The organism is Ephemeroptericola cinctiostellae, from assembly GCF_003339525.1.
GTDB classification, from domain to species: Bacteria; Pseudomonadota; Gammaproteobacteria; order Burkholderiales; family Burkholderiaceae; genus Hydromonas; species Hydromonas cinctiostellae.
In genome coordinates this window covers 983,331-1,008,465 of sequence record NZ_CP031124.1, presented here as the reverse complement: position 1 = coordinate 1,008,465, position 25,135 = coordinate 983,331, and the positions used below count along the sequence as shown (strand labels likewise).

General features: G+C 45.9%; 20 protein-coding genes. 13 read left to right on the top strand and 7 right to left on the bottom strand.

The window, feature by feature from the left end; all coding sequences use genetic code 11:
- The 13 genes from rfbA (at position 1) to galU (ending at position 17,332) form a co-directional block, all read left to right on the top strand.
- The gene (gene rfbA, locus DTO96_RS04710) at positions 1 to 900 is read left to right on the top strand and encodes a glucose-1-phosphate thymidylyltransferase RfbA (RefSeq protein WP_114562440.1); all 900 of its coding nucleotides are present in this window, start codon (positions 1 to 3) and stop codon (positions 898 to 900) included.
- A 2-nt stretch (positions 901 to 902) separates the two neighbouring features.
- Complete coding sequence (rfbC, locus tag DTO96_RS04705; RefSeq protein ID WP_114562439.1) at positions 903 to 1,448, top strand: dTDP-4-dehydrorhamnose 3,5-epimerase; 546 nt, start codon at positions 903 to 905, stop codon at positions 1,446 to 1,448.
- Positions 1,445 to 2,308: a dTDP-4-dehydrorhamnose reductase gene (gene rfbD, locus DTO96_RS04700; protein WP_114562438.1), complete on the top strand. Its 864-nt coding sequence runs from the start codon at positions 1,445 to 1,447 to the stop codon at positions 2,306 to 2,308. Before rfbC ends, rfbD begins: the two co-directional genes overlap by 4 nt.
- A gap of 85 nt (positions 2,309 to 2,393) precedes the next feature.
- Positions 2,394 to 3,809 (top strand): mannose-1-phosphate guanylyltransferase/mannose-6-phosphate isomerase, encoded by a 1,416-nt coding sequence (locus DTO96_RS04695; protein WP_114562437.1) that lies wholly within the window; start codon positions 2,394 to 2,396, stop codon positions 3,807 to 3,809.
- A 2-nt stretch (positions 3,810 to 3,811) separates the two neighbouring features.
- On the top strand, positions 3,812 to 5,095 hold the full coding sequence (locus DTO96_RS04690) for an FkbM family methyltransferase (RefSeq protein WP_114562436.1): 1,284 nt from the start codon (positions 3,812 to 3,814) through the stop codon (positions 5,093 to 5,095).
- Between the two features lie 2 nt (positions 5,096 to 5,097).
- Positions 5,098 to 7,626: a glycosyltransferase family 4 protein gene (locus DTO96_RS04685; RefSeq protein WP_114562435.1), complete on the top strand. Its 2,529-nt coding sequence runs from the start codon at positions 5,098 to 5,100 to the stop codon at positions 7,624 to 7,626.
- A gap of 89 nt (positions 7,627 to 7,715) precedes the next feature.
- A complete protein-coding gene (locus DTO96_RS12875; RefSeq protein WP_114562434.1) occupies positions 7,716 to 10,658 on the top strand; it encodes an FG-GAP-like repeat-containing protein in 2,943 nt (980 codons plus the stop codon).
- Between the two features lie 144 nt (positions 10,659 to 10,802).
- Positions 10,803 to 12,275 carry a phosphomannomutase gene (locus DTO96_RS04675; protein WP_114562433.1) on the top strand — a complete coding sequence of 491 codons (1,473 nt, stop codon included), beginning with the start codon at positions 10,803 to 10,805 and terminating at the stop codon, positions 12,273 to 12,275.
- Positions 12,276 to 12,296: 21 nt separating this feature from the next.
- On the top strand, positions 12,297 to 13,331 hold the full coding sequence (gmd, locus tag DTO96_RS04670) for a GDP-mannose 4,6-dehydratase (protein WP_114562432.1): 1,035 nt from the start codon (positions 12,297 to 12,299) through the stop codon (positions 13,329 to 13,331).
- Between the two features lie 10 nt (positions 13,332 to 13,341).
- A complete protein-coding gene (locus DTO96_RS04665; RefSeq protein ID WP_114562431.1) occupies positions 13,342 to 14,223 on the top strand; it encodes an NAD-dependent epimerase/dehydratase family protein in 882 nt (293 codons plus the stop codon).
- Position 14,224: 1 nt separating this feature from the next.
- On the top strand, positions 14,225 to 15,367 hold the full coding sequence (locus tag DTO96_RS04660; RefSeq protein ID WP_114562430.1) for a glycosyltransferase family 4 protein: 1,143 nt from the start codon (positions 14,225 to 14,227) through the stop codon (positions 15,365 to 15,367).
- On the top strand, positions 15,364 to 16,509 hold the full coding sequence (locus DTO96_RS04655; protein ID WP_308418252.1) for a glycosyltransferase family 4 protein: 1,146 nt from the start codon (positions 15,364 to 15,366) through the stop codon (positions 16,507 to 16,509). Before DTO96_RS04660 ends, DTO96_RS04655 begins: the two co-directional genes overlap by 4 nt.
- Positions 16,496 to 17,332, top strand: coding sequence for a UTP--glucose-1-phosphate uridylyltransferase GalU (galU, locus tag DTO96_RS04650; protein ID WP_114562429.1), 837 nt, complete (start codon positions 16,496 to 16,498; stop codon positions 17,330 to 17,332). Before DTO96_RS04655 ends, galU begins: the two co-directional genes overlap by 14 nt.
- 59 nt (positions 17,333 to 17,391) lie before the next feature.
- Here the strand turns inward: galU and DTO96_RS04645 are convergent, their stop codons facing one another.
- The 7 genes from DTO96_RS04645 to DTO96_RS04615 form a co-directional block, all read right to left on the bottom strand.
- Positions 17,392 to 18,171, bottom strand: coding sequence for a GNAT family N-acetyltransferase (locus DTO96_RS04645; protein ID WP_192879018.1), 780 nt, complete (start codon positions 18,169 to 18,171; stop codon positions 17,392 to 17,394).
- Positions 18,172 to 18,371: 200 nt separating this feature from the next.
- Positions 18,372 to 19,214: an isopenicillin N synthase family dioxygenase gene (locus DTO96_RS04640; RefSeq protein WP_114562427.1), complete on the bottom strand. Its 843-nt coding sequence runs from the start codon at positions 19,212 to 19,214 to the stop codon at positions 18,372 to 18,374.
- A 32-nt stretch (positions 19,215 to 19,246) separates the two neighbouring features.
- A complete protein-coding gene (locus tag DTO96_RS04635) occupies positions 19,247 to 20,209 on the bottom strand; it encodes a nucleoside hydrolase (protein WP_114562426.1) in 963 nt (320 codons plus the stop codon).
- A 191-nt stretch (positions 20,210 to 20,400) separates the two neighbouring features.
- The gene (locus DTO96_RS04630; RefSeq protein WP_114562425.1) at positions 20,401 to 21,267 is read right to left on the bottom strand and encodes a ribokinase; all 867 of its coding nucleotides are present in this window, start codon (positions 21,265 to 21,267) and stop codon (positions 20,401 to 20,403) included.
- Positions 21,267 to 22,241 (bottom strand): ABC transporter permease, encoded by a 975-nt coding sequence (locus tag DTO96_RS04625; RefSeq protein WP_114562424.1) that lies wholly within the window; start codon positions 22,239 to 22,241, stop codon positions 21,267 to 21,269. The genes DTO96_RS04630 and DTO96_RS04625 overlap by 1 nt, the downstream gene beginning before the upstream one ends.
- Positions 22,238 to 23,371: an ABC transporter permease gene (locus DTO96_RS04620; RefSeq protein ID WP_225972561.1), complete on the bottom strand. Its 1,134-nt coding sequence runs from the start codon at positions 23,369 to 23,371 to the stop codon at positions 22,238 to 22,240. The genes DTO96_RS04625 and DTO96_RS04620 overlap by 4 nt, the downstream gene beginning before the upstream one ends.
- Positions 23,368 to 24,966, bottom strand: coding sequence for an ABC transporter ATP-binding protein (locus DTO96_RS04615; RefSeq protein ID WP_225972560.1), 1,599 nt, complete (start codon positions 24,964 to 24,966; stop codon positions 23,368 to 23,370). Before DTO96_RS04615 ends, DTO96_RS04620 begins: the two co-directional genes overlap by 4 nt.
- Positions 24,967 to 25,135: the final 169 nt, after the last annotated feature.

Sequence of the window (25,135 nt, the reverse complement as noted above, 5' to 3'; positions counted from 1 at the left end):
ATGTCAAACACCCAACGTAAAGGCATCATCTTGGCAGGTGGATCAGGCACGCGCCTGTATCCGATCACCTATTCGGTGTCCAAACAGCTGCTACCCGTCTACGACAAACCCATGATCTACTACCCCCTTTGCGTGTTGATGCTTGCTGGGATTAAAGAAATTTTAATCATCAGTACACCACAAGATTTGGGTCGATTTCAAGCTTTATTGGGCGATGGCAGCCAATGGGGCGTGGCTTTCAGCTATGTTGAGCAACCCTCACCCGATGGTTTGGCTCAAGCATTCATCCTTGGTGAGGATTTCCTCGATGGCGCACCCGCAGCATTGGTTTTGGGTGACAACATTTTCTTCGGACATGACTTGCAACCCATGCTACAAAACGCCTGTAAGCAAGAGGTCGGCGCAACCGTATTTTCATATCACGTCACTGACCCTGAGCGTTATGGCGTGGTCGAGTTTGATGAGAACAGAAAAGCCATTTCCATCGAAGAAAAACCCGCACAGCCCAAATCCAACTATGCCGTCACGGGCTTGTACTTTTATGATGAACATGTGGTTGAGTTTGCCAAAACAATCAAACCGTCCAAGCGTGGTGAATTGGAAATCACCGATTTAAATCAAATCTATTTGGATAAAGGGTTGTTGACGGTACAAGCCATGGATCGTGGTTTTGCTTGGCTTGACACGGGCACACACGAATCCTTGCACGACGCAGGCTCATTCGTTGCCTCCATACAAAAACGTCAAGGTCTACAGGTCGCTTGCGTTGAAGAAATCGCCTACCGCTTGGGTTATATTGATGAAGAACAGCTCGCCAAATTGGCTCAACCGCTGCTCAAAAGTGATTATGGTCAATATTTAAAACGCATCATTGATCAAAAAAAAACCAATAAGGCCTAACAATGAACATCATCGACACCATCATCCCCGAAGTCAAAATCATTGAACCCGCAGTGTTTGGCGACGCACGCGGCTTTTTCTTTGAAAGCTTCAATGAACAGAAATTTCAAGCCGCCACACATGTCAACCTGCCCTTTGTGCAAGACAACCACTCACGTTCATCCAAAGGTGTTTTGCGTGGCCTGCATTACCAAATTGAACGCGCACAAGGCAAGCTGGTGCGTGTTGTCAGCGGCGCGGTGATTGATGTCGCGGTTGATTTACGCCGCTCATCGCCCACATTTAAACAATGGGTTGCGGTTGAACTTTCAGCGGACAACCACCGTCAGTTGTGGGTGCCGCCTGGCTTTGGCCACGGTTTTGTGGTCATTTCAGACACCGCTGATTTTTTATATAAAACAACCGATTACTGGTTCAAAGAGCACGAACGCGCTGTTCGCTGGGACGATCCCACACTTGCTGTGGATTGGGGTTATACAGGAGAAGTGTCTTTGTCCGCAAAAGACATGGATGCCCCCTACTTGGTCGATGCGGAGTTATTCGAATGAACGCCATTAAAACCAATCCAAGAATTTTATTGACAGGCTCAACAGGTCAAGTGGGCGGCGTATTGCTCAAGATGCTGCCCATGATGAGCAGTGAGTTATGGGCGCCCACCCGTCACGAACTTGACCTGTACGACCCTGAAAGCATCACTGCAGCCGTTCAGCGATTCAATCCCGACATCATCATCAATCCTGCCGCCTACACTGCAGTGGATCAAGCAGAAGACGATGTCGAAAACTGCTACCTTGTGAATGAAACAGCGGTCAAACATTTGGCTCAAGCGCTTAAGCACGTCAACCCCAACGGGGTCTTTATCCATTACTCGACAGACTATGTGTTCGATGGCACCAAGGCAGAACCTTATTCAGAAACAGATGCAACCAACCCACAAAGCATATACGGAAAAAGTAAACTTGCTGGCGAGCATGCACTGGCCGATGCAGGCCTCTCGCACCTCATTTTCAGAACAAGCTGGGTTTATTCTCTTTTTGGGAAAAATTTCGTCAACACCATCAAACGACTGGCTGTTGAGCGCAAAGAGCTCACGATTGTTTCGGATCAACTGGGCGCCCCCACATCGGCTTTAGAAATTGCAACGGTCACATTACTGGCCATCAAACATTTGCAAATGACCCCGATTAACACAGCACACTCCATGTGGGGCATCTACAACCTCACGGGCAAAGAAATGCTCAGCTGGTATGAATTTGCACAAAAAATTGTCGCTCAAATGAACCTTGACTCGCCACCAACCATCAAACCGCAGCTCACAAAGGATTATCCATTTAAAGCCCCAAGACCGCTCAACAGCAGACTTTCTGGTGAAAAAATAAAAATTTTCACGGGTTCTCCTCAAGATTGATTATTTTCTCTGCTACGATTGAACCATACGCTAAAACATCATCTTACAATCAATCATTCACAAAAAAACACCCTACGAGACCACTATGCTCATTCCCATTATCCTATCTGGCGGCGCAGGCACACGCCTTTGGCCCGCATCACGTCAAGCATTCCCAAAGCCATTCATGAGTTTGGGTGGCAGCCCACTGCTTCAACAAGCAATTGAACGCGGTATGGCTTGTGGTACAGAAGAGGTGATGATTGTCACCAATCAGGACTACCTGTATTTGACAAAAACCTTGCTCAAAGACATGCCAGACCAACCGCATGCAAGCTATCTGCTTGAACCCAAAGGACGCAACACCGCACCTGCAATCGCATTGGCCGCACTCGCCTGCGAAGCCACTTACGGTAAAGACGCCGTCATGCTGGTTCTCCCCGCAGACCACCTGATTCCAGACACCGAATCCTTTGTTACCAACGTCCTCGAAGCCAAACGCCACGCACTACAAGGTCAGCTCGTCACCTTTGGCATTTCACCGACCACACCCGACACGGGCTTTGGTTACATTGAAGTCGAAAAGACAGCACGCACCGCTCAAAAAGCCCTGCGTTTTGTTGAAAAACCCGATTTAGTCACAGCTCAAGAATATTTGGCCACAGGCCGTTACTACTGGAACAGTGGCATGTTTTGCTTCACTGCGGGTACGATTCTCGACGCTTTCAGAGCCCACTCACCCGAAGTCCTCGAAGCCGCTCAAACCACCATGAGCCATGCCAACACCACGGGCGAAGTCACCAAATTTGAAGCGCATGACTTCAACATCCAGCCCGACATTTCCATCGACTACGCGGTCATGGAACGCGCCAACAATGTCACCCTCGTGCCTGCGAAATTTGGCTGGAGTGACGTCGGCTCATGGCCAGCAGTGGCCAACGCCAACACATCCGACACCAACGGCAACACCTTTCTTGCCGATGTTGTCTCCGTCGACACCCACGACACCCATGTTCAAATCGAATCACACACAGCCAAAGTGGTCGCCACCATTGGCCTTGAAAATTTAGTCATCGTGGACACACCTGACGCTTTACTTGTTGCCCATAAAAACGCCGCACAAAAAGTCAAGAACATCGTCGACGCCCTGAAAACCCGCAAACACGAGTCCACCATACTCCCCGCAGCAGTCAACCGCCCGTGGGGCACATACGCCACCCTTAAAGAAGAATCTGGCTACAAAGTGAAACGCATCACCGTCGCCACAGGGCAATCCCTCAGCCTACAATACCACCACAAGCGGGCGGAACACTGGGTCGTCGTCCAAGGCACAGGATTGGTGCAAATCGGCGATACAGAACACACCACCCAACCAGGTGAGCACCGCTACATCCCTTTAGGCGAAAAACACCGTTTAACCAATATCGGTGAAGAAGAGCTGGTTTTGATTGAAGTGCAATGTGGTGGGTATTTGGGTGAAGACGACATCGTGCGGTTAAATGACATTTACGGGCGCGCTTAATCATGCCATTTATTTCTTATGCTCAAAACTTTGAAGACGTCATGCTGTGGCGTGCGCTAAAGCACGTTAAAAACGGCACTTATGTTGATGTGGGCGCACAACATCCATTGATTGATTCTGTCAGTAAAGCTTTTTACGATCATGGTTGGCGCGGGATTCATATTGAACCTGTACAACAATATGCCGATCTACTTCGTTTAGAGCGCCCCGATGAAACCATTCTCCAAGTTGCATTAGGAGAAGATAATGGTACGCTTGAGTTCGAAGTCATTAATGATACGGGTTTAAGCACTGGCGTGAAAAAATATGCTGAAAGTCATACACATGATCATGACTTTCACTCTGAAACTGTTATTGTTCCCTTACTTACAATAAGCTCTGCTCTTCAATTCTTAAAAAATCAACCAATACACTGGCTTAAAATTGATGTTGAAGGTTTCGAACAGCAAGTCTTAAAAGGATGGAACAGTCAAATCTTACGCCCCTGGATAATGGTTATTGAAGCCACAGAACCTTTATCAACAGAACCAAAACACCAGCAATGGGAATCCATCTTAACTGAAGCAAATTATATTTTTGTTTACTTTGACGGTCTAAATCGCTTTTATGTAGCACAAGAACATGCCAATCTTATTGATGCCTTTTCAAGCCCACCAAATGTATTTGATGCTGCGCGTTTAAGCGGTCTCATGAGTGCTGAATGGTGTAGGGGACTCATTGAGCAACATCACTTAGATATTATGGAAAAAGATAAACACATTAAGCAGCTTGAGAGCGAGATCGTGTTGAACAATACAGCACTCCAGAATTACCGCACAAAAATATCTCAATTAGAAGAGATCTTTAAAACAACCATCAATCAACAACAAAATCTAGAAACAAAAGTACAAGACCTCAACCAAATCAGTCACAACTGGTACATTCAAGCAATCCAAGCTAATCAAAAAATTCAAGAAATCTTTGAGAGTCACTCTTGGCAATTTACAAAACCACTGCGCTTCCTAAGCCGCTTAACACAATCACCAAAGCACTCAACTAAGCAATTAATTCAAAAAACTGGCACTTGGCTTTTAAGCAAACCATCAACTAGAACTCTTGGGTTAAAAATATACAAGGCCCTTCCAAATCGTACACAAAACACCATCAAAAACCTAATAAAAGGAAACGCTATTGACCACAACGCAGAAATTAACATTAATCCAGCTAAATTGATGAGCATCAATGATTTATCACCCGATGCTAAGGTCATATATAAAAAACTTATCTCAGCATCAACAGGAAAATAATAATGCGGATCGTTATTGATTTACAAGGCGCACAATCGGGTAGCCGCCATCGTGGTATTGGACGCTATAGTCTTGCCCTTGCGCGTGCAATGGTACTGAATAAAAAAGACCATGAAATCATTATTGCGCTCAATAGTCTATTTCCAGAAACAATTGAACCCATCCGAACAGAATTCGAAGGAATCTTACCTCAAGAAAATATTCGCGTATGGCACGCTGTCGGCCCTGTGCACGCATTCGATTCATCTAATGAATGGAGAAAAAACACTGCCGAGCTCATCAGAGAAACATTTCTGGCTAGCTTAAACCCTGACATTGTTCATATCACAAGCCTTTTCGAGGGCTTTGGAGATAATGCAGTCCATAGCATTGGAAGAACACCATTTTCTCCTCCTACAGCCGTTACATTTTATGATCTCATCCCATTGATACAAAAAGACACCTATTTAAAGCCTAATCCACACTTTAAAAAACCTTTTTATGAAAAGATTGGACACTTAGAAAAAGCAAATCTGCTCTTGGCAATATCGGAATCATCGAGACAAGAGGCCATTCAGTATTTGCATACTCAGGAAGATAGTATTATTAATATCTCTGCTGCTGCCGACTCACATTTCCAAAAAATTACAATAGACCCCAAGACAGAAACGGCTTTATACAAGAAATTTGGCATCAATCGTAAATTCATAATGTATTCAGGAGCTACTGATGATCGAAAAAATCACATTGGCTTAATCAATGCTTACCTTTTACTTCCCGAAGACATTAGACAAAATTATCAACTGGCATTGGTTGGTGGGCTTCCCCTCGATCATCGTTCGCGATTTGAAGCGCATATAAAATCATGTGGTTTGAGCGACATGGACATTGTTATTACGGGAAGGGTTTCAGATGATGAACTCCTTCAATTTTATAACTTATGTGCGCTTTACGTATTTCCATCCCAACATGAAGGCTTTGGTCTTCCCGTGTTAGAGGCCATGTCATGTGGAGCTGCAGTTATTGGCTCAAACAATACCAGTATTCCAGAAGTGATTGGCTTCAATGAGGCTCTTTTTGATCCATACTCTGAGGAAAGTATTGCTCAGAAAATAACCCAAGTTTTAAGCAACGATATCCTGCTTGAGCAATTAAAGCAACACAGTATAAAGCAAGCAGCCAAATTCACTTGGAATAGAAGTGCAAAAATAGCAATGAACTCATTTGAAGAATGGCATGCCAATCAGCAAATCCATTCAAAAACAATACCCAACATTTCAATAACCGACAACAACTCTTGGTTGATCAATGAAATTGCGCATCTCAATCCTCGCTCAAGAGAAGCCAATGACTGGCTCAGCACAGCACAGTCCATTGCAAGAAATGAGACAAAAGAAACAAAACAACTTTTTGTTGATATTTCTGAACTGGTTCAACGTGATGGCAGAACAGGAGTTCAACGGGTTGTGCGCAGTGTTTTACATCAACTACTGATAAATCCTCCCAAGAACTATACGATAGAGCCTATTTTTGCTACTAATGAAAAGCAAGGGTACTTTTACGCTAAAAGCTTTATGCAACAATTTATGAACCAAGAAGCGAACAACATTAAAGATGAGCCCATCGACTACAGGTTTGGAGATCTATTTCTTGGTCTAGATATGCAGCATCATATTCAAACAAAACAAGCAGCTTTTTATCAAGAACTACGTCGATCAGGCATTAAGGTTTTTTTCATACTGCACGATTTACTTCCCGTTTTATCACCTAAATTTTTCCCTAAAGACACATTTTTAGATCATAAAAAATGGGTTTTAACTCTTGCGGATACCGATGGCATTCTTTGTGTCTCCAAAACAGTTGCGACCGAACTAACAGAATGGTTGGAAGAACAGAAACCAATGCGCCAACGTCCACTCATGATAGGCTGGTTTCATAATGGCGCAGATATTACAAACTCTGTACCATCAATGGGTTTACCTAACGATGCAAGCCACACTCTAAATCTTTTGAACAAAGCACCTACATTTCTATCTGTAGGGACAATTGAACCTCGAAAAGGACAAGTGCAGACTTTACGTGCATTCGAAGCTATGTGGCAAAATGGAAGTGATATTAATTTAGTTTTTGTTGGAAAACAGGGTTGGGATGTTGAACCTATTATTGAGCATATAAAAAAACACTCGGAACTTGGCAAGCATTTGTTTTGGATGGCAAACATCAGCGATGAATATCTGGAAAAAATTTATGAATCATCAACCTGCTTAATTGCAGCATCCGAAGGAGAGGGTTTTGGACTTCCATTAATCGAGGCAGCACAACATGGTATTCCAATTATTGCACGCAATATTCCTGTCTTCAAAGAAGTAGCAGGAGAATATGCATATTATTTTGATGGGTTAGCACCACAAGATATAATAAATGCAGTAACCTTATGGTTAATGCTCAACGAAAAAAAACAAATACCGCTTTCGCACAACATACCTTGGAATACGTGGGAGCAGAGTACCCAGCAAATCCTTAAACTAATCACTCTCGAAACCAAATCATGATGATTCGGCAAATACTAGCAGATTGACAGGAAAAAGCACCCCCATATTTTAGCAATCTCGTGAAAAAACAACTAAACAGGAGAAATGTCATGACTCAAAAGAAAAAATTTAGAATACTGCAAGATAAAAAGGAGCTTAAAAAGCAAAACGCCCATACGTCAGTTATCCAAGTCCCTGTTAAATCATTTTCTTCTCAATCAATAACTTTTAATCACGCGGTCTCGACCAACCCCACAACTATACCCACAGAAATCACGCCTTACACACCCACTGGTTCAATAGCCAATGCAGTAACAACAGCATATGCAGGTGGTGGAAATGGTTTGATAAACTCCCGTGCAGCAGTGAGCAGTTTTGCATTATCTGACTTAACCAATACACCCATCGAAGCACAAGACCTTATAAACGATTCACCAGCCAAATGGGGCTCAGGATTGGGGCAAGGTATCAATTTAACGTATAGTTTTTATCAAACAGGCACTCCTGTTTACTACGTGCTCTCGAATAATCAGGTCGTTCAAACAACCACACCACAAAATACAAGTATTTTTTCTACGATGAACAGTACGCAACAAGCTGTGGCAAAAAATGTAATGGGTGTGTATGCCGCCGTTTCAAATGTAACATTTTCAGAAACCTCAGACAACGCATCTGGTGCGGGCGATATCAGATGGATGAATGTGTCAGGTTCTGTGGTATCAACAGCTGCGTCCATAGGTCCAAGCTCAAGCGCATACAGTGGGGACATTTGGATGGGTGGGGCTAGTGACTATGAGTATAATGCGTACCGAAATCCTTATGATGCATCAAGTAATTCATCGGGTAATGCTTGGGGGCGAACCACGTTTATACATGAACTTGGGCATGCTTTGGGTTTGCAGCATCCTCACGACACTGCCGTTTCGGTGAGTACACAGTTCGACCAGTTAAAATACTCGGTGATGAGCTATAAAGATTATGAAAGTGCGCCACTTGTGCATCGTGCCGAATATTCGCCCACTACATTAATGCTAAACGACATTGTCGCGATTCAAAAAATGTATGGTGTGAATACTGCTTATAAAACAGATAATAACACCTACATGTGGGATGGCAATAGCTCGATATTCGAAACCATCTACGATGCTGGTGGCTATGACACCATCAATGCCTCCAATCAAACGCAAGGAGTAAAAATTAACCTGAATGCAGGACAATGGTCAGAGATTGGAAAAACATTTAATCGCGGCGATGGCACTTTAGTAAGAGATTGTTTAACGATCGCTTATGGTTGCACCATAGAAAATGCAATTGGATCAAATTTAAATGACACGCTGATTGGCAATGATGTAAGTAATTCTTTATTTGGTGGAAGAGGAGACGATGCTCTCAATGGAGCAGCTGGAAATGATACGCTTGACGGTGGGTTCGGTTCAAATTCTTTAATAGGTGGCACAGGCAATGACACCTATATCTTAAACTCATCATTAGCATCAGGCTTTCAAATTCAACGTTGGGAAACTAAATCTGGTGTTTTTGTAGATACTCAAAAATGGGCGACAGGTGACTTCAATGGCGATGGCAAAGCCGATGTGGTCAACATTTTCAATGACAGCGGTTCTATGTCAGCTGACATCCACATCAGCAATGGCACAGGTTTTAAAATCCAACGAGCAGAAACCAAAGCTGGTGGTTTTTGGGACACTCAAAAGTGGGCTACAGGTGATTTCAATGGTGATGGTAAAGCCGACTTGGTTAATGTCTTTAATGATAACGGTTTAATGTCAGCTGACGTTCACCTAAGTAATGGCACAAGCTTTCAAGCCCAACGCTGGGAAACCAAGGCAGGCGGCTTTTGGGATGCTCAAAAATGGGTTACAGGTGATTTCAATGGTGATGGTAAAGCCGACTTGGTTAATGTCTTTAATGATAACGGTTTAATGTCAGCTGACGTTCACCTAAGTAATGGCACAAGCTTTCAAGCCCAACGCTGGGAAACCAAGGCAGGCAGCTTTTGGGATACTCAAAAATGGCTTTCTGCCGATGTCAATGGCGATGGCAAAGCAGACCTCATCAATATTTTTAATGACAATGGCTCAACCTCAGTGGATGTTCACATCAGCACAGGCACTGGTTTTCAAATCCAGCGTTGGGAGACCAAAGCAGGTGGTTTTTGGGATGCACAACAATGGTCTGCTGCCGATGTTGATGGCGATGGTAAAGCCGACCTCATCAATGCATTCAGTGACGACGGCTTAATGTCTGCCGATGTACACATCAGTACAGGCAGCGGCTTCCAAATTCAACGCTGGGAAACCAAGGCGGGGGGGTTCTGGGATGGGCAAAAATGGGCTGCGGCTGACCTCACGGGAGATGGCAAAGCGGATTTAATCAATGTATTCAGCGACTTGGGGTCAACGTCGATCGATGTACATATTGCGGGCTCATATCTTTCTAAATCAGACTCAATCATTGAAACACAAGGTGAAGGTACTGATACTGTCATTGTAGACAATAATTACACTCTTGGTAATAATGTTGAAAACGTTACACTAACAAGAAACCAAGCAAACAATATCACTGGAAACTCGTTAAACAACACTTTAAAAGGAAATGCTTCAAATAACATTTTAGCAGGTCTGCTTGGCAATGACACTTTGCAAGGAGATCTGGGCAATGACACCTACCTTTTCCAACGTGGTGCAGGTATAGATAACATTACTGAATCAGACACTACTTCAAACAATACAGATCTATTATGGTTTGATACCAGCGCAACCAGTAATCAGTTGTGGTTTCAGCACACAGGCAACAACCTAGTAGTCAGCGTGATTGGAACAAATGATAACGTAACTATTAACAACTGGTATTCAGGTGTGGCCAATCAAATAGAACAAATTAAAGCATCTGATGGTAAGGTGTTACTCAATAATGAGGTGGAAGCTTTGGTTAGTGTAATGTCAGCATTTACCATTCCCGCAATGGGAGTAACTACATTACCAACCAACTATCAAACTGCTTTAAATCCTGTATTGGCTGCCAATTGGTCTTAACGAATTAAGAAGCCTTGGAAATATCAACCAAGGCTTCAATTGCCTTAACATTCTTTAATAAAATTCTGTATTGATAGTAAAAGAGAAGATTGTTAGGCTTGGCTTCCCCTCACAGTTTATTCTTACATATCTATACTATAAATCATGAAAAATTCAATCACCCAAAGCAATGTGGCATTTGGCACCAGCGGTGCGCGGGGTTTGGTTCTCGACATGACCGACCTCGTGTGCTATTCGTACACCCAAGCTTTTTTACGCTATTTACAGGCCTCAAACCAATGGCAGCAAGGTCAAGCCGTGGTCATCGGTGGTGACTTACGTCCCAGCACACCGCGCATCATGGCGGCGTGCGCTAAAGCGTGTGCGGATTTCGGCTCGCCTGTCATCAATGCAGGCGACGTCCCCTCTCCTGCGGTTGCATTGCATGGCTTTCATCACAAGCTTCCTTCTTTGATGGTTACGGGCAGTCACATTCCTGATGATCGCAACGGCATCAAGTTCAACACCCCCTCAGGTGAAATTTTAAAAACCGATGAACAAGGCATTTCTAGCCAGTCCATCGTTATCCCTGATGATGAATTTGATGTCAATGGCATGCTAAAAACACCGTTTTCTATGCCTGAAATTGATCCTGTCGTGCGTCTCAACTACATTGAACGCTATTCAAATTTTTTCAACGGTGTTCTGACAGGCCAAACTGTCGGTGTGTATCAACATTCGGCCGTTGGACGTGACATCGTGATGGACATCTTGCGGGCATTGGGAGCGCACCCCATTGCATTGGGTCGTTCAGATACATTCATTCCGGTTGATACAGAGGCCATTCGTCCTGAAGATGTGACATTGGCCAAACAATGGGCCAGCGAATACCAACTGGATGCGATCGTGTCAACCGATGGCGATTCGGATCGTCCACTCGTGTCTGATGAGCACGGTGAGTGGTTGCGCGGTGATGTGTTGGGCATCTTGTGCGCTCAATTTCTAAACTGCACCGATGTGGTGACCCCAGTCAGCAGCAACAGCGCGCTGGAAAAATCCAATGTATTCAACAGCACGGTGCGCACACGCATTGGTTCACCTTACGTGATTGAGGGCATGAAGCAACTGCTGTCAGAAAACAAACCCACGGTCGCGGGCTATGAAGCAAATGGTGGCTTTTTACTCGCCAGTGCAGTCCATCAACATGGTAAAATCCTGTCCGAGTTGCCCACACGGGATGCGGTTATTGTGATGTTATGCATTTTAGCAATGGCCAAGGCAAAAGAAACAAGCGTGTCCCAGCTTCCAAAGCAACTGCCTGCTCGGTTTACCGTCAGCGATCGCATCAAAAATTTCCCAACAGAAGTCAGTATGGCTCAGTTGAAAAAACTGTCGCCTGATGATGCTGAAGCACAAAACAAACTGTTGACCGATATGTTTGGTCACATCTCTGGGCAAGTGGTGGCGGTGAATCACACCGATGGTTTACGAATGAGCTTTGCCAACGACGAGATCATTCACTTGCGCCCTTCAGGTAATGCACCTGAGTTGCGTTGTTACACAGAAGCCACGTCTGCAGAACGTGCGCATGAAATCAATCAAGCTTGCATGGGTGTGTTGAGCACTTGGCAAGCATAATTAACTCTCAATGGAGCAATAATGAAAAAAGCGATTGTCACAGGCATCACAGGTCAAGATGGTGCTTATTTAGCCGAACTTTTATTGGATAAAGGCTATGAGGTTTACGGCACATTTCGCCGCACCAGCTCGGTGAATTTTTGGCGCATGGAAGAACTTGGCATTGAGAACCATCCTAATTTGCACCTCGTTGAATATGACTTGACTGACCAAGCATCGGCCATCCACATGATCAATCGCATTCAACCCGATGAAATTTACAACTTGGCCGCCCAAAGTTTTGTCGGTGTGTCATTTGAACAGCCGTTGGCCACCGCGCACATCACCGGTCTCGGTGCGGCACATTTGCTCGAAGCGATCCGCATCATCAATCCAAAAATTCGTTTTTACCAAGCCAGCACATCTGAAATGTTTGGCAAAGTGCAAGCCATTCCACAAAAAGAAGACACGCCATTTTACCCACGCAGCCCATACGGTGTGGCCAAATTGTACGCCCACTGGTTGACCATCAACTACCGTGAATCATACGACATTTTCGGTTCAAGTGGCATTTTGTTTAACCACGAGTCACCGTTGCGCGGTCGTGAGTTTGTGACCCGTAAAATCACCGACAGCGTGGCCAAAATCAAACTGGGTAAACTCGACTGTTTGGAATTGGGCAATTTGGATGCCAAACGCGACTGGGGCTTTGCCAAGGATTATGTGGAAGGCATGTACTTGATGCTGCAAGCAGAACAACCTGACACTTTTGTTTTGGCAACGAACCGCACAGAAACCGTACGTGATTTCGTCACCATGGCGTTCAAAGGCGCAGGCATTGCAGTTGAATTCAAAGGCCATGACATCAACGAAGTCGCCATTGACACCGCCACGGGCAAAACGGTCATGCGCATCAATGAAAAATTCCACCGCCCTGCAGAAGTTGATTTATTGATTGGTGACCCAAGCCATGCAAAAAATGTATTGGGCTGGGAACCAAAAACCAATTTAGAGCAATTGTGCCAAATGATGGTTGAAGCTGACTTGCGTCGCAACGAAGCTGGTTTCTCTTTCTAAGGTCGCATCCATGCAAAAAACTGTTTTATTAACAGGCAGTCAAGGCTTCACAGGGCAATATGTTCGTGAAGCCTTGGTCAAAGATGGGTTTAATGTCGTTGGTTTGGTGCAAAGCAATGCCCAAGCCAACGATGTTGAAGCCAATTTATTGGATTTTGCCTCTTTACGGATGGCTGTCGCTCAAGTTCGTCCTCATTTCGTGATCCACTTGGCCGCGATTGCTTTTGTTGGGCACGCCAGTGCAGAGGATTTCTATCGGGTCAATTTATTTGGCACGCTCAATCTGCTCGAAGCCCTGCATGCTGAGAAAGCCCCCATCGAAAAAATCCTATTATCCAGCAGTGCAAACATTTACGGCAATCCGCCCGTATCTAAAGTGTCTGAAAGCATCCCGCCCGCGCCCATCAACCATTACGCCATGAGCAAATTGGCGATGGAGCACATGGCACGCACATGGCTGGATAAATTCCCCATCATTTTCACACGCCCATTCAACTACACGGGCGTGGGTCAAGAAGGCAACTTCCTGATTCCTAAAATTGTCGATCACTTCAAACGACGTGCCGATGTGATTAAACTGGGCAACATTGATGTTGAACGCGAGTTCAACGATGTGCGCATGGTGGCTCAGGCCTACAGCGGCTTACTGCAACACGCCGACGCAGGGACAACATATAACCTGTGCTCGGGCATAGGTTACCGTCTGCAAGATGTTTTGGATTATTGTAGCGAATTAACAGGACACACCATCCACATCGAAGTGGATCAAAACCTCGTGCGCGCCAATGAGTTGCGCGTTCTGATTGGCGATCCGACACAGCTCAATGGGCAATTACCACAACTTCCTTCGATTCATTTGAAGCAAACATTGGCTTGGATGTTGGGACAATAACATGCGAGTTGCCATCGGATCAACCGTTTTACAATATGGCCGTGCGAACGGCCATATTGATGGGATTGGCACTTATACCCAAGCTTTACTTCAATGTTATGCCAAGCAACACCCTGATGAATTCAATGGTTTTGTATTTCATGGTTTAAAAAGAAAAAGGCTGATTGGGGATTTCGATGACATGCCCATTCCCTTTGCTCCGAATGTACTTCAAAGTGCGCTCACGTTCATGCCGTTCATCGGCAGTGCTCGGATAGATCAATCATATGATTTATTTCACGCCACCGATCACTTTATCCCCAAACTTAGAAAAACCCCTGTGCTTGCGACACTCATGGATCCGGTGCCCATTATGTATCCAGAATGGGTTTCGGGTGGCAAGACTCGGCCTTTAAAAAACTGGCTGTTTAAACGCTCCGCACAATCCGCCGATCATTACGTCACCATTTCAGAATTTGTGGTCAAAGATTTGGTTGAGCATTTCAGAATCCCTGAGGAAAAAATTTCTGTCATTCCCCTTGGCGTTGATGCGCTTTACTTCCAAAAAGTCGCACAAGCTGAAAAACAAGCCGTTTTAGATAAGTTCAAACTACAGGCTGGCTTTTTTCTGTTCATAGGCACATTGCAACCCCGTAAAAACATATTGACCCTTATTGAGGCTTTTCGCTCTTTACCCTTAGACATTCAAAAACAACACCCGCTCATCATCGCAGGCGGTCAAGGTTGGCGTTCCGACAAAGAAATCCTAGCCCTTCAGCAACTTGAAATTGAGGGGCTGGGGCGATGGCTCAACTACGTGAGTGCAAATGAGAAACTCGTTTTATTACAATCGGCTTGTGCATTGGTCTTCCCTTCACTGTATGAAGGTTTTGGTCTGCCCGTATTAGAAGCTTTTGCATCCAACTTACCCGTCGTCACATCAAACACCACCTCACTCAGCGAAGTCGCTGGGGATGCCGCTTGGCTGGTTGACCCTTGCAGCCCATCCGCAATAGCCCAAGCGATGCAAACATTGGTTGAATCGCCTGAAATAGCCAACAATCTACGCATCAAAGGCATGCAGCGCGCTCAAGAATACACTTGGCAGCGCACTGCCGATGCCACATGGGCATTGTATGAAAAAATACTCGGGAAAGCCAATTGAATGCCCTTCGCACCATCAAGGTGCTGCACGTTTATAAAACTTACTACCCCGACACCGTCGGTGGTGTTGAAGCAGTGATTGAACAGATTTGCACTGCAAGCCAACCCTTGGGGATTCAAAGTCAAGTGCTCACATTGAGTCAAGAAGCTCACCCCATTGAACACCATGCGGTCACCGTACACCGCGCCCACCTTGACCTTGAACTCGCATCGACCGGTTTTTCATGGCAATTCATTTTCATGCTGAGACAACTTGCCAAAGATGTGGATGTTGTTCATTACCATTTCCCATGGCCTTTCATGGACATGGCTCATTTTCTGGCGCGAGTACGAAAACCAACGGTGCTGACCTATCACTCAGACATTGTGAAACAAAAAAACCTACTGAAGGTTTATAGGCCATTGATGAACCGATTCCTCAAATCCATCAATTGCATTGTTGCCACATCACCCAAGTATTTAGAAACCAGTGAAGTCCTACAACACTTTAAACGCAAAACCCGCATCATCCCCATTGGTTTAGACAAGAACAGCTACCCTCAGCCTTCAAAGGAACGTCTAATAGAGTGGCAATCGAAACTGCCAACAAAATTTTTTCTATTTGTTGGTGTATTGCGTTATTACAAAGGCCTGCACACCTTATTGGAAGCACTCGCCTCTTGTGATTACCCCACCGTTATAGCAGGTGCAGGTCCTGAAGCCCAGCAATTGCAACTTCAGGCCAAACAATTGGGTTTAAAAAACATTATTTTCTTAGGTAAAGTATCTGAGCTTGATAAATTTGCTTTACTTCAACTGTGCTTTTCTTTTGTCTTTCCATCCCACCTCCGTTCAGAAGCCTTTGGCATTTCTCTCCTAGAAGCAGCCATGTATGGAAAGCCGTTGATTTCTTGTGAAATTGGCACAGGAACCACTTACATTAACATTGACCAAGAAACAGGTTTTGCCATAGCACCAGAATCTCCAAGCGAGCTGCGACAAGCCATGCAATGCTTATGGGACCATCCAAATATGGCACAGGACATGGGCATCGCGGCACAAGCACGGTATAATGAACTATTCACATCAGAAACAACAACTGAGCAATATGTTAAGCTGTACCGCATGTTAACGAATGAAAAGGCATCCAATGAACAAGATTAAAAAAGCCGTATTTCCTGTTGCAGGTCTGGGTACCCGATTTCTACCCGCCACAAAAGCCATTCCAAAAGAAATGCTGACGGTCGTTGACCGCCCCATCATTGATTATGCGGTACGTGAAGCTGTTGAGGCAGGGTGTGAGACCTTAATTTTTGTGACGGGACGTACAAAAAATGCAATCGCCGACTACTTTGACAAAAATCCAGAACTGGAAAACGAACTTGAAGCCAAGCAAAAACTTGAAGCACTTGAGATCGTACGCAACATCATCCCCTCCCATGTGAAATGTGTCTATGTTCGACAATCCGAGCCACTTGGATTGGGACACGCCGTGCATTGTGCATCGCCATTGATTACACCCGACGAATATTTCGCAGTCTTGCTGCCAGATGACTTAATCGCAGGACATCCTCATGGGGCATTAAAACAACTTTTCCAAGTACATGATCGCGAACAATGCAGCGTACTGGCCTTGGAGCAAGTGAATTGGAGCGAAGTTGAAAAATACGGTGTCATCAAACCTGCCAACGATGAAACCACGCCCATTGTGATTGACAGCATTGTCGAAAAACCTCAACGTGATGTGGCACCAAGCAATTGGTCGGTTGTCGGTCGTTATGTCTTAAGCGGTAAAATTATGGGCTTGCTTGAACAGGTTCAACGTGGTGCAGGTGGTGAAATTCAATTGACCGATGGCATCGCATCACTGCTCGAAACTGAGAAAATGATTGGCTTACCCCTGTCAGGTAAACGTTTTGATTGCGGGAATAAAGTCGGATTCTTAGAAGCCAACTTACATTTTGGTTTACGTTACTTGAACAAATAACACAAAAGCGAGCCACAAAAGCTCGCTTTTTTTATTTAAAACACAAAGCTTAAAACACATTAAGCCAAATCAAAATGTTTCACATAACGAGATGACACGCTGGATAAGCGCAAAATGGTCAAGTAATCGGCTGTTTGAAAATCAGGATCATAACTGGGTTCACCACAGAACTTAGCCCCCAAGCGCAAATAGCCTTTAACCAAAGGGGGCAACGCTTTTTTAACATCCGCATGAACGGTGGGCTGCATCGCATCAACAAGGGGATTTCGAGGTGTAACAACATAATCGTCACTCATCGCACCTGCATCGATTAACAACTGTTGTATGTCGGCAATGGCTGGGGTATTTGAAGAAACCGGGACACTGGTGCATCCCAAAATCAACTCAAACTTATTTTTCGCGGCAAATTGTAAAAGTGCCTTCCACAAAGTCATCAACACAGTGCCATTGCGATAGTCTTTATGCACACAAGCGCGGCCAACCTCCAACAGCTGATCTCGGTCACGCAATAAATCACTGATGTCAAACTCTTGATCTGCATACAAACCAATTTGAGCGGCACTGGCCGGCGTCAACGCGCGGTATGTACCCACCACTTTACCAGTTTTGTTGTCCCGCACGTAGACATGCTCAACATAAGGGTCAAATTTGTCTTCATCAAGCCCATTTTGACCCGACAACTGCACACCTAACTCATCTGAGAACACTTGGTAACGCAAACGTTGCACTTCTTCAACCTCAGCCTGAGTGGTGGCCCAGCTGACCGTGACAGACTCAGCTAAACCATGACGTCCAGTCACAGCGGGGCTGTCATTCACATGAGATTGTATAGTTTTCACCAGAGGACTCAACATCCACTCCTTAAGCACGGTCACGGCGTGAGTGAATCACATCGACCGCGTAAAAAATCAAGCGACCATTTTACCAGCAAGCGCGGGTTGGTCATAGGGTTTTGTCGAACAGGTGTTCATTTTAAATGGCTAATCACCTTAAAAATTCACATAGTGTTGCATTTGTTACTTTTATATGACACATCCGACTACTTTTTCATGCCCAGCTCTTGAAGGCGTTCAGCCAAATATGACTTGGCCGTATAACGCTCGGACAAAACCACATCCCCTTTTGGGTGCAAAAACAGAGGCAAAGACACTCGACTGACATTGAACTTGGATTCGGTTGGATTCACCACCCGATGAATGGTGCTTGGATAATAACCTCGCGATGCCTCTTGTAACATGTCTCCAATGTTAATGATCAACATGCCAAAATCACAAGGCACATCCATCCAAGTGCCATCCTTGGCCAACACTTGCAAACCGGGTGCATTGGCCGCAGGCAACACGGTGAGTAAATTAATATCACCGTGTGCGGCTGCACGCACTGAACCCTCAGGCTCATCCCCAGTCAGGGGAGGGTAATGCAAAACCCGTAACAATGTTTGCTGCGAACCTTCAATCATGCTCGATAACGGTTGACTGTAAAACGGGCTGATGTCTGGTGGCGTGTATAGCTCCACCCATGACAACAATTCTGCGGCCAAGGCACTGGCTTGAGCGTAATAATCCATGGCCTCTGCGCGCAAATGCTCTGGTACACGCCCCCACGGATAAACATGGTAAAACTCTTTAAAATCCTTAACTGTTTCGCCTTTGGCTGTTTCAGATACAGCAGTTGAAAAATAACCATCAAACCGCTCTGAGCTGAACCCCAACCCCTCTTTATTGCCGTTTTGAAAAAAATCCAACCAGCGTTCAAAGATGCTGCGCACCAATGGTTCAGGGATGGGGTGATTGATCAACACACCAAATCCAGTTTCATGCAGTGATGCAGCAAAATCTGCCGCAGCAGTTGGACTGCGATAATCAATCACTGAAATTGCCATATCAGCCTCCTACAGATGACGTCTGCACCCAATCACAGTGAAGTACTCAGAATGTTTTCGATCAGTGTCAGCACACCCGTTTTATCGACAGCCAGACACACATGCACATTGTCACGTTTTGACCAGTAATCTTCAGCATAAATCTGGCCTTTGGGTGCAAAAAAAGTCTTGCCTGCACCAGCACCACTTTGTACCACTTCAATTTGGCCTTGCTCTGTGGTGAACAGTTCTGGATTGGTCACATACATCACGGTCGCTGGATCATGCACAGAAAAGCCATCAAACCCCGCCACATTACGGTAAAAATTTGCATAAAATTCGCAGATCTTTTTCAAAAAACCACCCACCACAGGTGATTTTTCAGCAATCCGCGCCATCGGCTCATCGGGCATAATGGTTTTCCACGTCACATCCAAGCCCACCATGACGATTTTCCACGGTGCTTCAAAGACAATTTGTGCCGCGTGCGGGTCATTCCAGATATTCGCTTCAGCAGCAGGCGAGACATTGCCTTTCTCATGGGCCGCACCGCCCATGATGACCACTTCTTTTACTTTGTGTGCAATGGATGGGTCTTTTTTCAACGCCAATGCGATATTGGTTAAAGGTCCAATCGGCACGAGCACCACTTCATTTGGGTGTTCATGAATGGTTTTGATGATAAAGTCCGCCGCACTCAAGGCATGCGGTTTGAAATCACTGGGGTAACTCACCTCGATGTCGCCAAAACCATTTTTACCATGCACAAAATCAGGAAAACCGTGCGGTGCTTGCACTGAAGGCACAGCCTCACCTTTTGCCACAGGGACATGTTTGATGTTCAACAAATCCACCAAATAGCCTGCATTGACCGTTGATTGATCAACTGACACATTGCCAAACACTGTGGTCAGGCCAAGCAATTCTAAATCAGGGTGTAACGCAGCAAACGCAATAGCCAATGCGTCGTCCACGCCTGGATCCGTGTCAATGATGATTTTGGTTTTTTGATTCATAATAATCCTTAAATATTTTTAAAAGAATACGAAACACGTTTGCTTTCCTAGATGGGTCGATTAAATACGGGAAGAACCTAAAAGGAATTGATTCACTCACAATACTTTGGAGGGTTTATTTGTGTTGATTTGTCTTCACAGAAACACCAACGCCCATCACAAAAAAAACAAGTTTTTACAGTGTCTTTTTCTTAAATCACTTCCGATGCGACAGGGATCGCTGACACCGCCCCCAATCGCGTCACCGTAATCGCGGCCGCTTTTGTCGCGCGAATCAAAGCCTGCTCAACCGCCATACCAGCAGCGATGCTTGCCAAATAATAACCAATGAATGTGTCGCCAGCAGCGGTGGTGTCAACCACTTCAACCTTTTGTGCTGCCACGCTAAAGCCCCCCGCCTCGCCTGAGTAGCGCACACCATCCGCACCCAGAGTGAGTACCACATTGTCGCATTGGGTGCGTAAAACACCCAATGCACGCTCAATGTTTTCTTCACCCGACAATTGCGCCGCTTCAACCTCATTGACCACCAAAGTGTGCACATACGCCAAAGGCAAAGCCGCCAATCCCGCATGGCAAGGCGCTGGATTAAACATGATTTTTTTACCATGGTCATGTGCGGCACGCATGATGATGTCAATCGCGTTGGTCTCGTTCTGCAACAACACCCACTCGACCTCGGTATCCCCCAACAACGCATTGATCTCCATTTCGGTCATGCAATGGTTTGCCCCTGCATGTAAAAGAATGCAGTTCTCCCCTTCACGGTTGACTTGAATGATGGCATGACCCGTCGCTTCATTCACGCCCACAATCGCATCCATGTTCAAACCCAATGCGATCAATTCTTGCATCAGCCACGCATCATCCGCGCCCACATGACCCACATGCATCACACGAGCACCTGCACGCTGTATTGCAATGGTTTGGTTCAAACCTTTGCCACCCAAGCCTTTGCTGTACGCCAAGCTGGATGAGGTTTCACCTGGTTGCACAAAATGATCCACTTGATAAACATGGTCAATATTAATTGAGCCAAAATTCAAAACAGTATGCATTAACGTTCTTTCACATAAGGACGACCCACCGCTTTGGGCGCAACCGCTTGACCGACAAAGCTGGCCAGCAACACAATGGTCAACACATACGGCATGGCACTGAACACCTGCGATGGAATTTCTTTCAGACCAAACATGGGCACGCCTTGTAAGCGATCCGACAGCGCACCCAGCAAGCCAAACAACAAACACGCCCAAAATGCAGGCCAAGGCTTCCATTTACCAAAAATCACGGCCGCCAACGCCATAAAGCCCATGCCCGCACTCATGTCACGCACAAAGCCACCATTTTGCGCCATTGAAAGCGCCACACCCGCCAAACCGCACATGATGCCCGTATAAACCAAAGCCAAATAACGCAAGCGCACCACCGACAAACCTGCGGTATCAACCGCATTGGGCTCTTCGCCGACCGCACGAATACGCAAACCCAAGCGTGTGCGATACAGCAAAAAAGCCGTCAAAAACACCGATGCGACCGCAATGTATGTGAAAACATTGTGCCCTGAAATGACTTTTTCATAAAAAGGCCCAATCACGGGTACGTTGTGTAAAGCCTCCACCCCAGGCAAAACAATCGGTTTAAAGCGCAGCTCATCAGGCAACAGCGGGGTTTGTCCACCCTTTTGAAACCACGCCTGCCCCAACACCAAAGTTAGCCCTGAAGCCAACACATTGATCGCCAAGCCAGACACCACGTGATCGCCTTTTTGACTGATGGTGGCAAAACCATGCAGCATTGAGAACACAACAGAGGTCAACACCGCAGCCAGCACCGCCAGTGGCACCGAGCCCGACAAACTGGCAACCGCAGCCCCCGCAAAAGCAGACATGAGCAATTTACCCTCCAAGCCAATGTCCACCGTGCCTGAACGCTCTGCAATCAAGCCCCCCATGGCAACCAAAATCATGGGCACAGCCTGACGCAGACCACTTCCCATGACATTGGCAATGGTTACGATTAAGTCATTCATGCCCCACCCCGTATTTTTTGATACCACCCCTCAATCGGCTTGCGAACCAAACCATCCAACGCCGCCACAAAGAAAATAATCAACCCTTGGATCACCACATTGAACTCAGGGCTGATCTCAGGCAAATCAAATTGCATTTCCGAGCCGCCTTGCGCCAACGCACCAAACAGCAATGCGGACAACACCACACCTACAGGGTGATTTCTACCCATTAAAGCCACGGCGATGCCCATAAAACCAACGCCTGAGGTAAACGACAAACTCAATCGACCTTGTGCACCGTACACCACATTGACCGCCATCAAGCCCGCAAGTGCACCTGAGATGACCATTGCAATGATGGTGATACGCGACACTGAAATACCGGCATAGCCTGCGGCTTGTGGATTCTGGCCAACCACTCGGATCTCATAACCCAAGCGTGAACGCCAAATCAACCACCACACCAACGCGGCCGTGGCCAAAGCCAAGAAAAATGAAAAATTCAACGGCGTGTCCGAAAAACCAAGAAACGGCATCATATCAGCCAGACGCGGCAGCACCGAGTTGACCGCAAAATTATCTGAATCCGTCGAACCCTCACTTTTCGATAACCAAAAACGCATCGCATAATTCATGAATGCAAACACGATGTAGTTCAACATGATCGTCGTCACCACCACGTGCGCACCCCGTTTCGCTTGGAGCACCCCAGGGATAAAGCCGTACAGCCCACCAAAAACCAAAGCCGCGATAATGGCCACAACAAACATCAATGGTGCGGGTAAAAAAGACCCCAATGCCAAACATGCCAAAGTCACACCCAACCCTGCAAAATAGGCTTGCCCTTCACCACCAATATTAAACAATCCCGCATGAAACGCCACCACCACCGCCAAACCCGTGAAAATCAAAGACGTGGCATTGTACAAAGTCGATGGCAACCCCGTATCCAAATTAAATGCACCGCGCACCAACACATCCAACACATGCAATGGATTTTGCCCAATCGACAACACCAACAACGATGCCAAACCAAAAGCCAAAACCAGCTGCACCAACGGGATGCCAAAACCAGTCAACCACAACGGCATGTTCAACGGCATGCTTTGAGGTGAATTGGCTTTAACTTGCTTTTGCTCTGCCATCATTGACCTCCTTTTTTATTCTTATCATCCATACGGTCTGTGCTCGCCATCATCATGCCAATCGTCCGAGGATCTGCACCTTGGCCGCCACTCAGCTCACCGGTCAATTGCCCTTGATTCATGACCAATATGCGATCCGACAGGGTCAGCACCTCATCCAACTCAACTGAAACCATCAAAATGGCTGCCCCCGCATCGCGGGCTTTGATCAGCTCTTTATAAATCAATTCAATCGCACCAATATCCACACCCCGTGTCGGCTGACCCACCAACAACACCTTGGGTCGACGCGTCATTTCACGAGCAATGATGAGCTTTTGTTGATTACCGCCCGACATATTGGCGGAACGGATTTCAGGTAAATTGGGACGCACATCAAACGCTTTAATCAAGCTCAACGCAGCATCATGCACCTTTTGCACACTGAGAGACCAACGGGAGCCAAGCGATGCATCATGGTGATAACCCAAAATGGCTGACTCCGCCATGCTGAAATTTTTGATCAAACCTTGCCCCAAGCGATCCTCTGGAATGTGTGCCACGCCCACAACACGCAACGCCTTTGGTGTGGGCCATGTTTTGCAATTGTAAGCGGGTTGACCATCCGCGACAAAATCAATCATGCCCACACCATCATGGTCACCACGCAGCTCACCCGCGAGGATTTTTAACAATTCAGTTTGCCCATTGCCCGAGACCCCCGCCAGACCAACGATTTCACCGGCATGCAAATCGAATGACACATTTTTTAAGCGTTTCAACCCTTTGGCATCGGTGTATGACAGGTTTTTAACCGACAGATACACTTGAGATTGATTTGGATTGCCTTTGGGTAAATCTTTGGCCACAGGACGACCGACCATCAATTCAGCCAGCTCTTCTGCATTGGTTTCACTGGTTTTTCGATGCGTGACCATTTTGCCACCCCGCATGATGGAAATATTGTCAGTCACATCCATGATTTCACGTAATTTATGCGTGATGATGAGCACGGTCACACCTTGTGCTCGCAAATCGCGCAACACATCGAACAATTGATCGGCCTCTTGCGGCGTGAGCACGCCCGTAGGCTCATCAAGAATCAGAATTTTTGCCTGACGATACAAGGCTTTGAGAATTTCGACCCGCTGCTGCACACCGACCGCCAATTCACCAACGGTTTCATCCAGCGGCACTTCCAATCCAAATTGTTTTGAAATATCTTCCAGTCGCTTGCGGGCTTTGGATTTTGAGACATTCAGAGACCATGAATCTTCCGCACCCAACAAAATATTTTCCAATGCTGTCAAAGGCTCAACCAACATGAAGTGTTGATGCACCATGCCCACACCATGCGCAATCGCTTGCATGGCGTTGGTCATTTTAACGACTTGCCCATCAATCAAAATCTCACCTGAATCGGCTTCATAAAAGCCATAGAGCACGGACATGAGTGTTGACTTGCCTGCGCCATTTTCACCAATGATGCCGTGAATGGTGCCTTTGGGAATGGCTAAATCAATGTCTTGGTTGGCCCACACACTGCCAAAACGTTTATTGATGTGACGCAGTTCAACCGCCAAGGGTGCTGATGATGTGCCTTCTTGTGCATTGGACATCGGCATCTCCAATTTTTAAGAGTTTTAATATGGTATTGAGGACAGCGATGACCGTCTATTTTGGAGTGTTAATGCAGTACAGTAAAGGTCAACTCTCAACGTTTAAAGAGAGAAAACCTTGCCTACTTTTTTATCAACGGATGCCCGCACAACATGACGGGCATTTTGA

Coding starts and splice junctions, on each gene's coding strand:
- rfbA (WP_114562440.1), top strand. CDS start 1: ATGTCAAACACCCAACGTAAAGGCATCATCTTGGCAGGTGGATCAGGC.
- rfbC (WP_114562439.1), top strand. CDS start 903: ATGAACATCATCGACACCATCATCCCCGAAGTCAAAATCATTGAACCC.
- rfbD (WP_114562438.1), top strand. CDS start 1,445: ATGAACGCCATTAAAACCAATCCAAGAATTTTATTGACAGGCTCAACA.
- DTO96_RS04695 (WP_114562437.1), top strand. CDS start 2,394: ATGCTCATTCCCATTATCCTATCTGGCGGCGCAGGCACACGCCTTTGG.
- DTO96_RS04690 (WP_114562436.1), top strand. CDS start 3,812: ATGCCATTTATTTCTTATGCTCAAAACTTTGAAGACGTCATGCTGTGG.
- DTO96_RS04685 (WP_114562435.1), top strand. CDS start 5,098: ATGCGGATCGTTATTGATTTACAAGGCGCACAATCGGGTAGCCGCCAT.
- DTO96_RS12875 (WP_114562434.1), top strand. CDS start 7,716: ATGACTCAAAAGAAAAAATTTAGAATACTGCAAGATAAAAAGGAGCTT.
- DTO96_RS04675 (WP_114562433.1), top strand. CDS start 10,803: ATGAAAAATTCAATCACCCAAAGCAATGTGGCATTTGGCACCAGCGGT.
- gmd (WP_114562432.1), top strand. CDS start 12,297: ATGAAAAAAGCGATTGTCACAGGCATCACAGGTCAAGATGGTGCTTAT.
- DTO96_RS04665 (WP_114562431.1), top strand. CDS start 13,342: ATGCAAAAAACTGTTTTATTAACAGGCAGTCAAGGCTTCACAGGGCAA.
- DTO96_RS04660 (WP_114562430.1), top strand. CDS start 14,225: ATGCGAGTTGCCATCGGATCAACCGTTTTACAATATGGCCGTGCGAAC.
- galU (WP_114562429.1), top strand. CDS start 16,496: ATGAACAAGATTAAAAAAGCCGTATTTCCTGTTGCAGGTCTGGGTACC.
- DTO96_RS04640 (WP_114562427.1), bottom strand. CDS start 19,214: ATGGCAATTTCAGTGATTGATTATCGCAGTCCAACTGCTGCGGCAGAT.
- DTO96_RS04635 (WP_114562426.1), bottom strand. CDS start 20,209: ATGAATCAAAAAACCAAAATCATCATTGACACGGATCCAGGCGTGGAC.
- DTO96_RS04630 (WP_114562425.1), bottom strand. CDS start 21,267: ATGCATACTGTTTTGAATTTTGGCTCAATTAATATTGACCATGTTTAT.
- DTO96_RS04625 (WP_114562424.1), bottom strand. CDS start 22,241: ATGAATGACTTAATCGTAACCATTGCCAATGTCATGGGAAGTGGTCTG.
- DTO96_RS04620 (WP_225972561.1), bottom strand. CDS start 23,371: ATGATGGCAGAGCAAAAGCAAGTTAAAGCCAATTCACCTCAAAGCATG.
- DTO96_RS04615 (WP_225972560.1), bottom strand. CDS start 24,966: ATGTCCAATGCACAAGAAGGCACATCATCAGCACCCTTGGCGGTTGAA.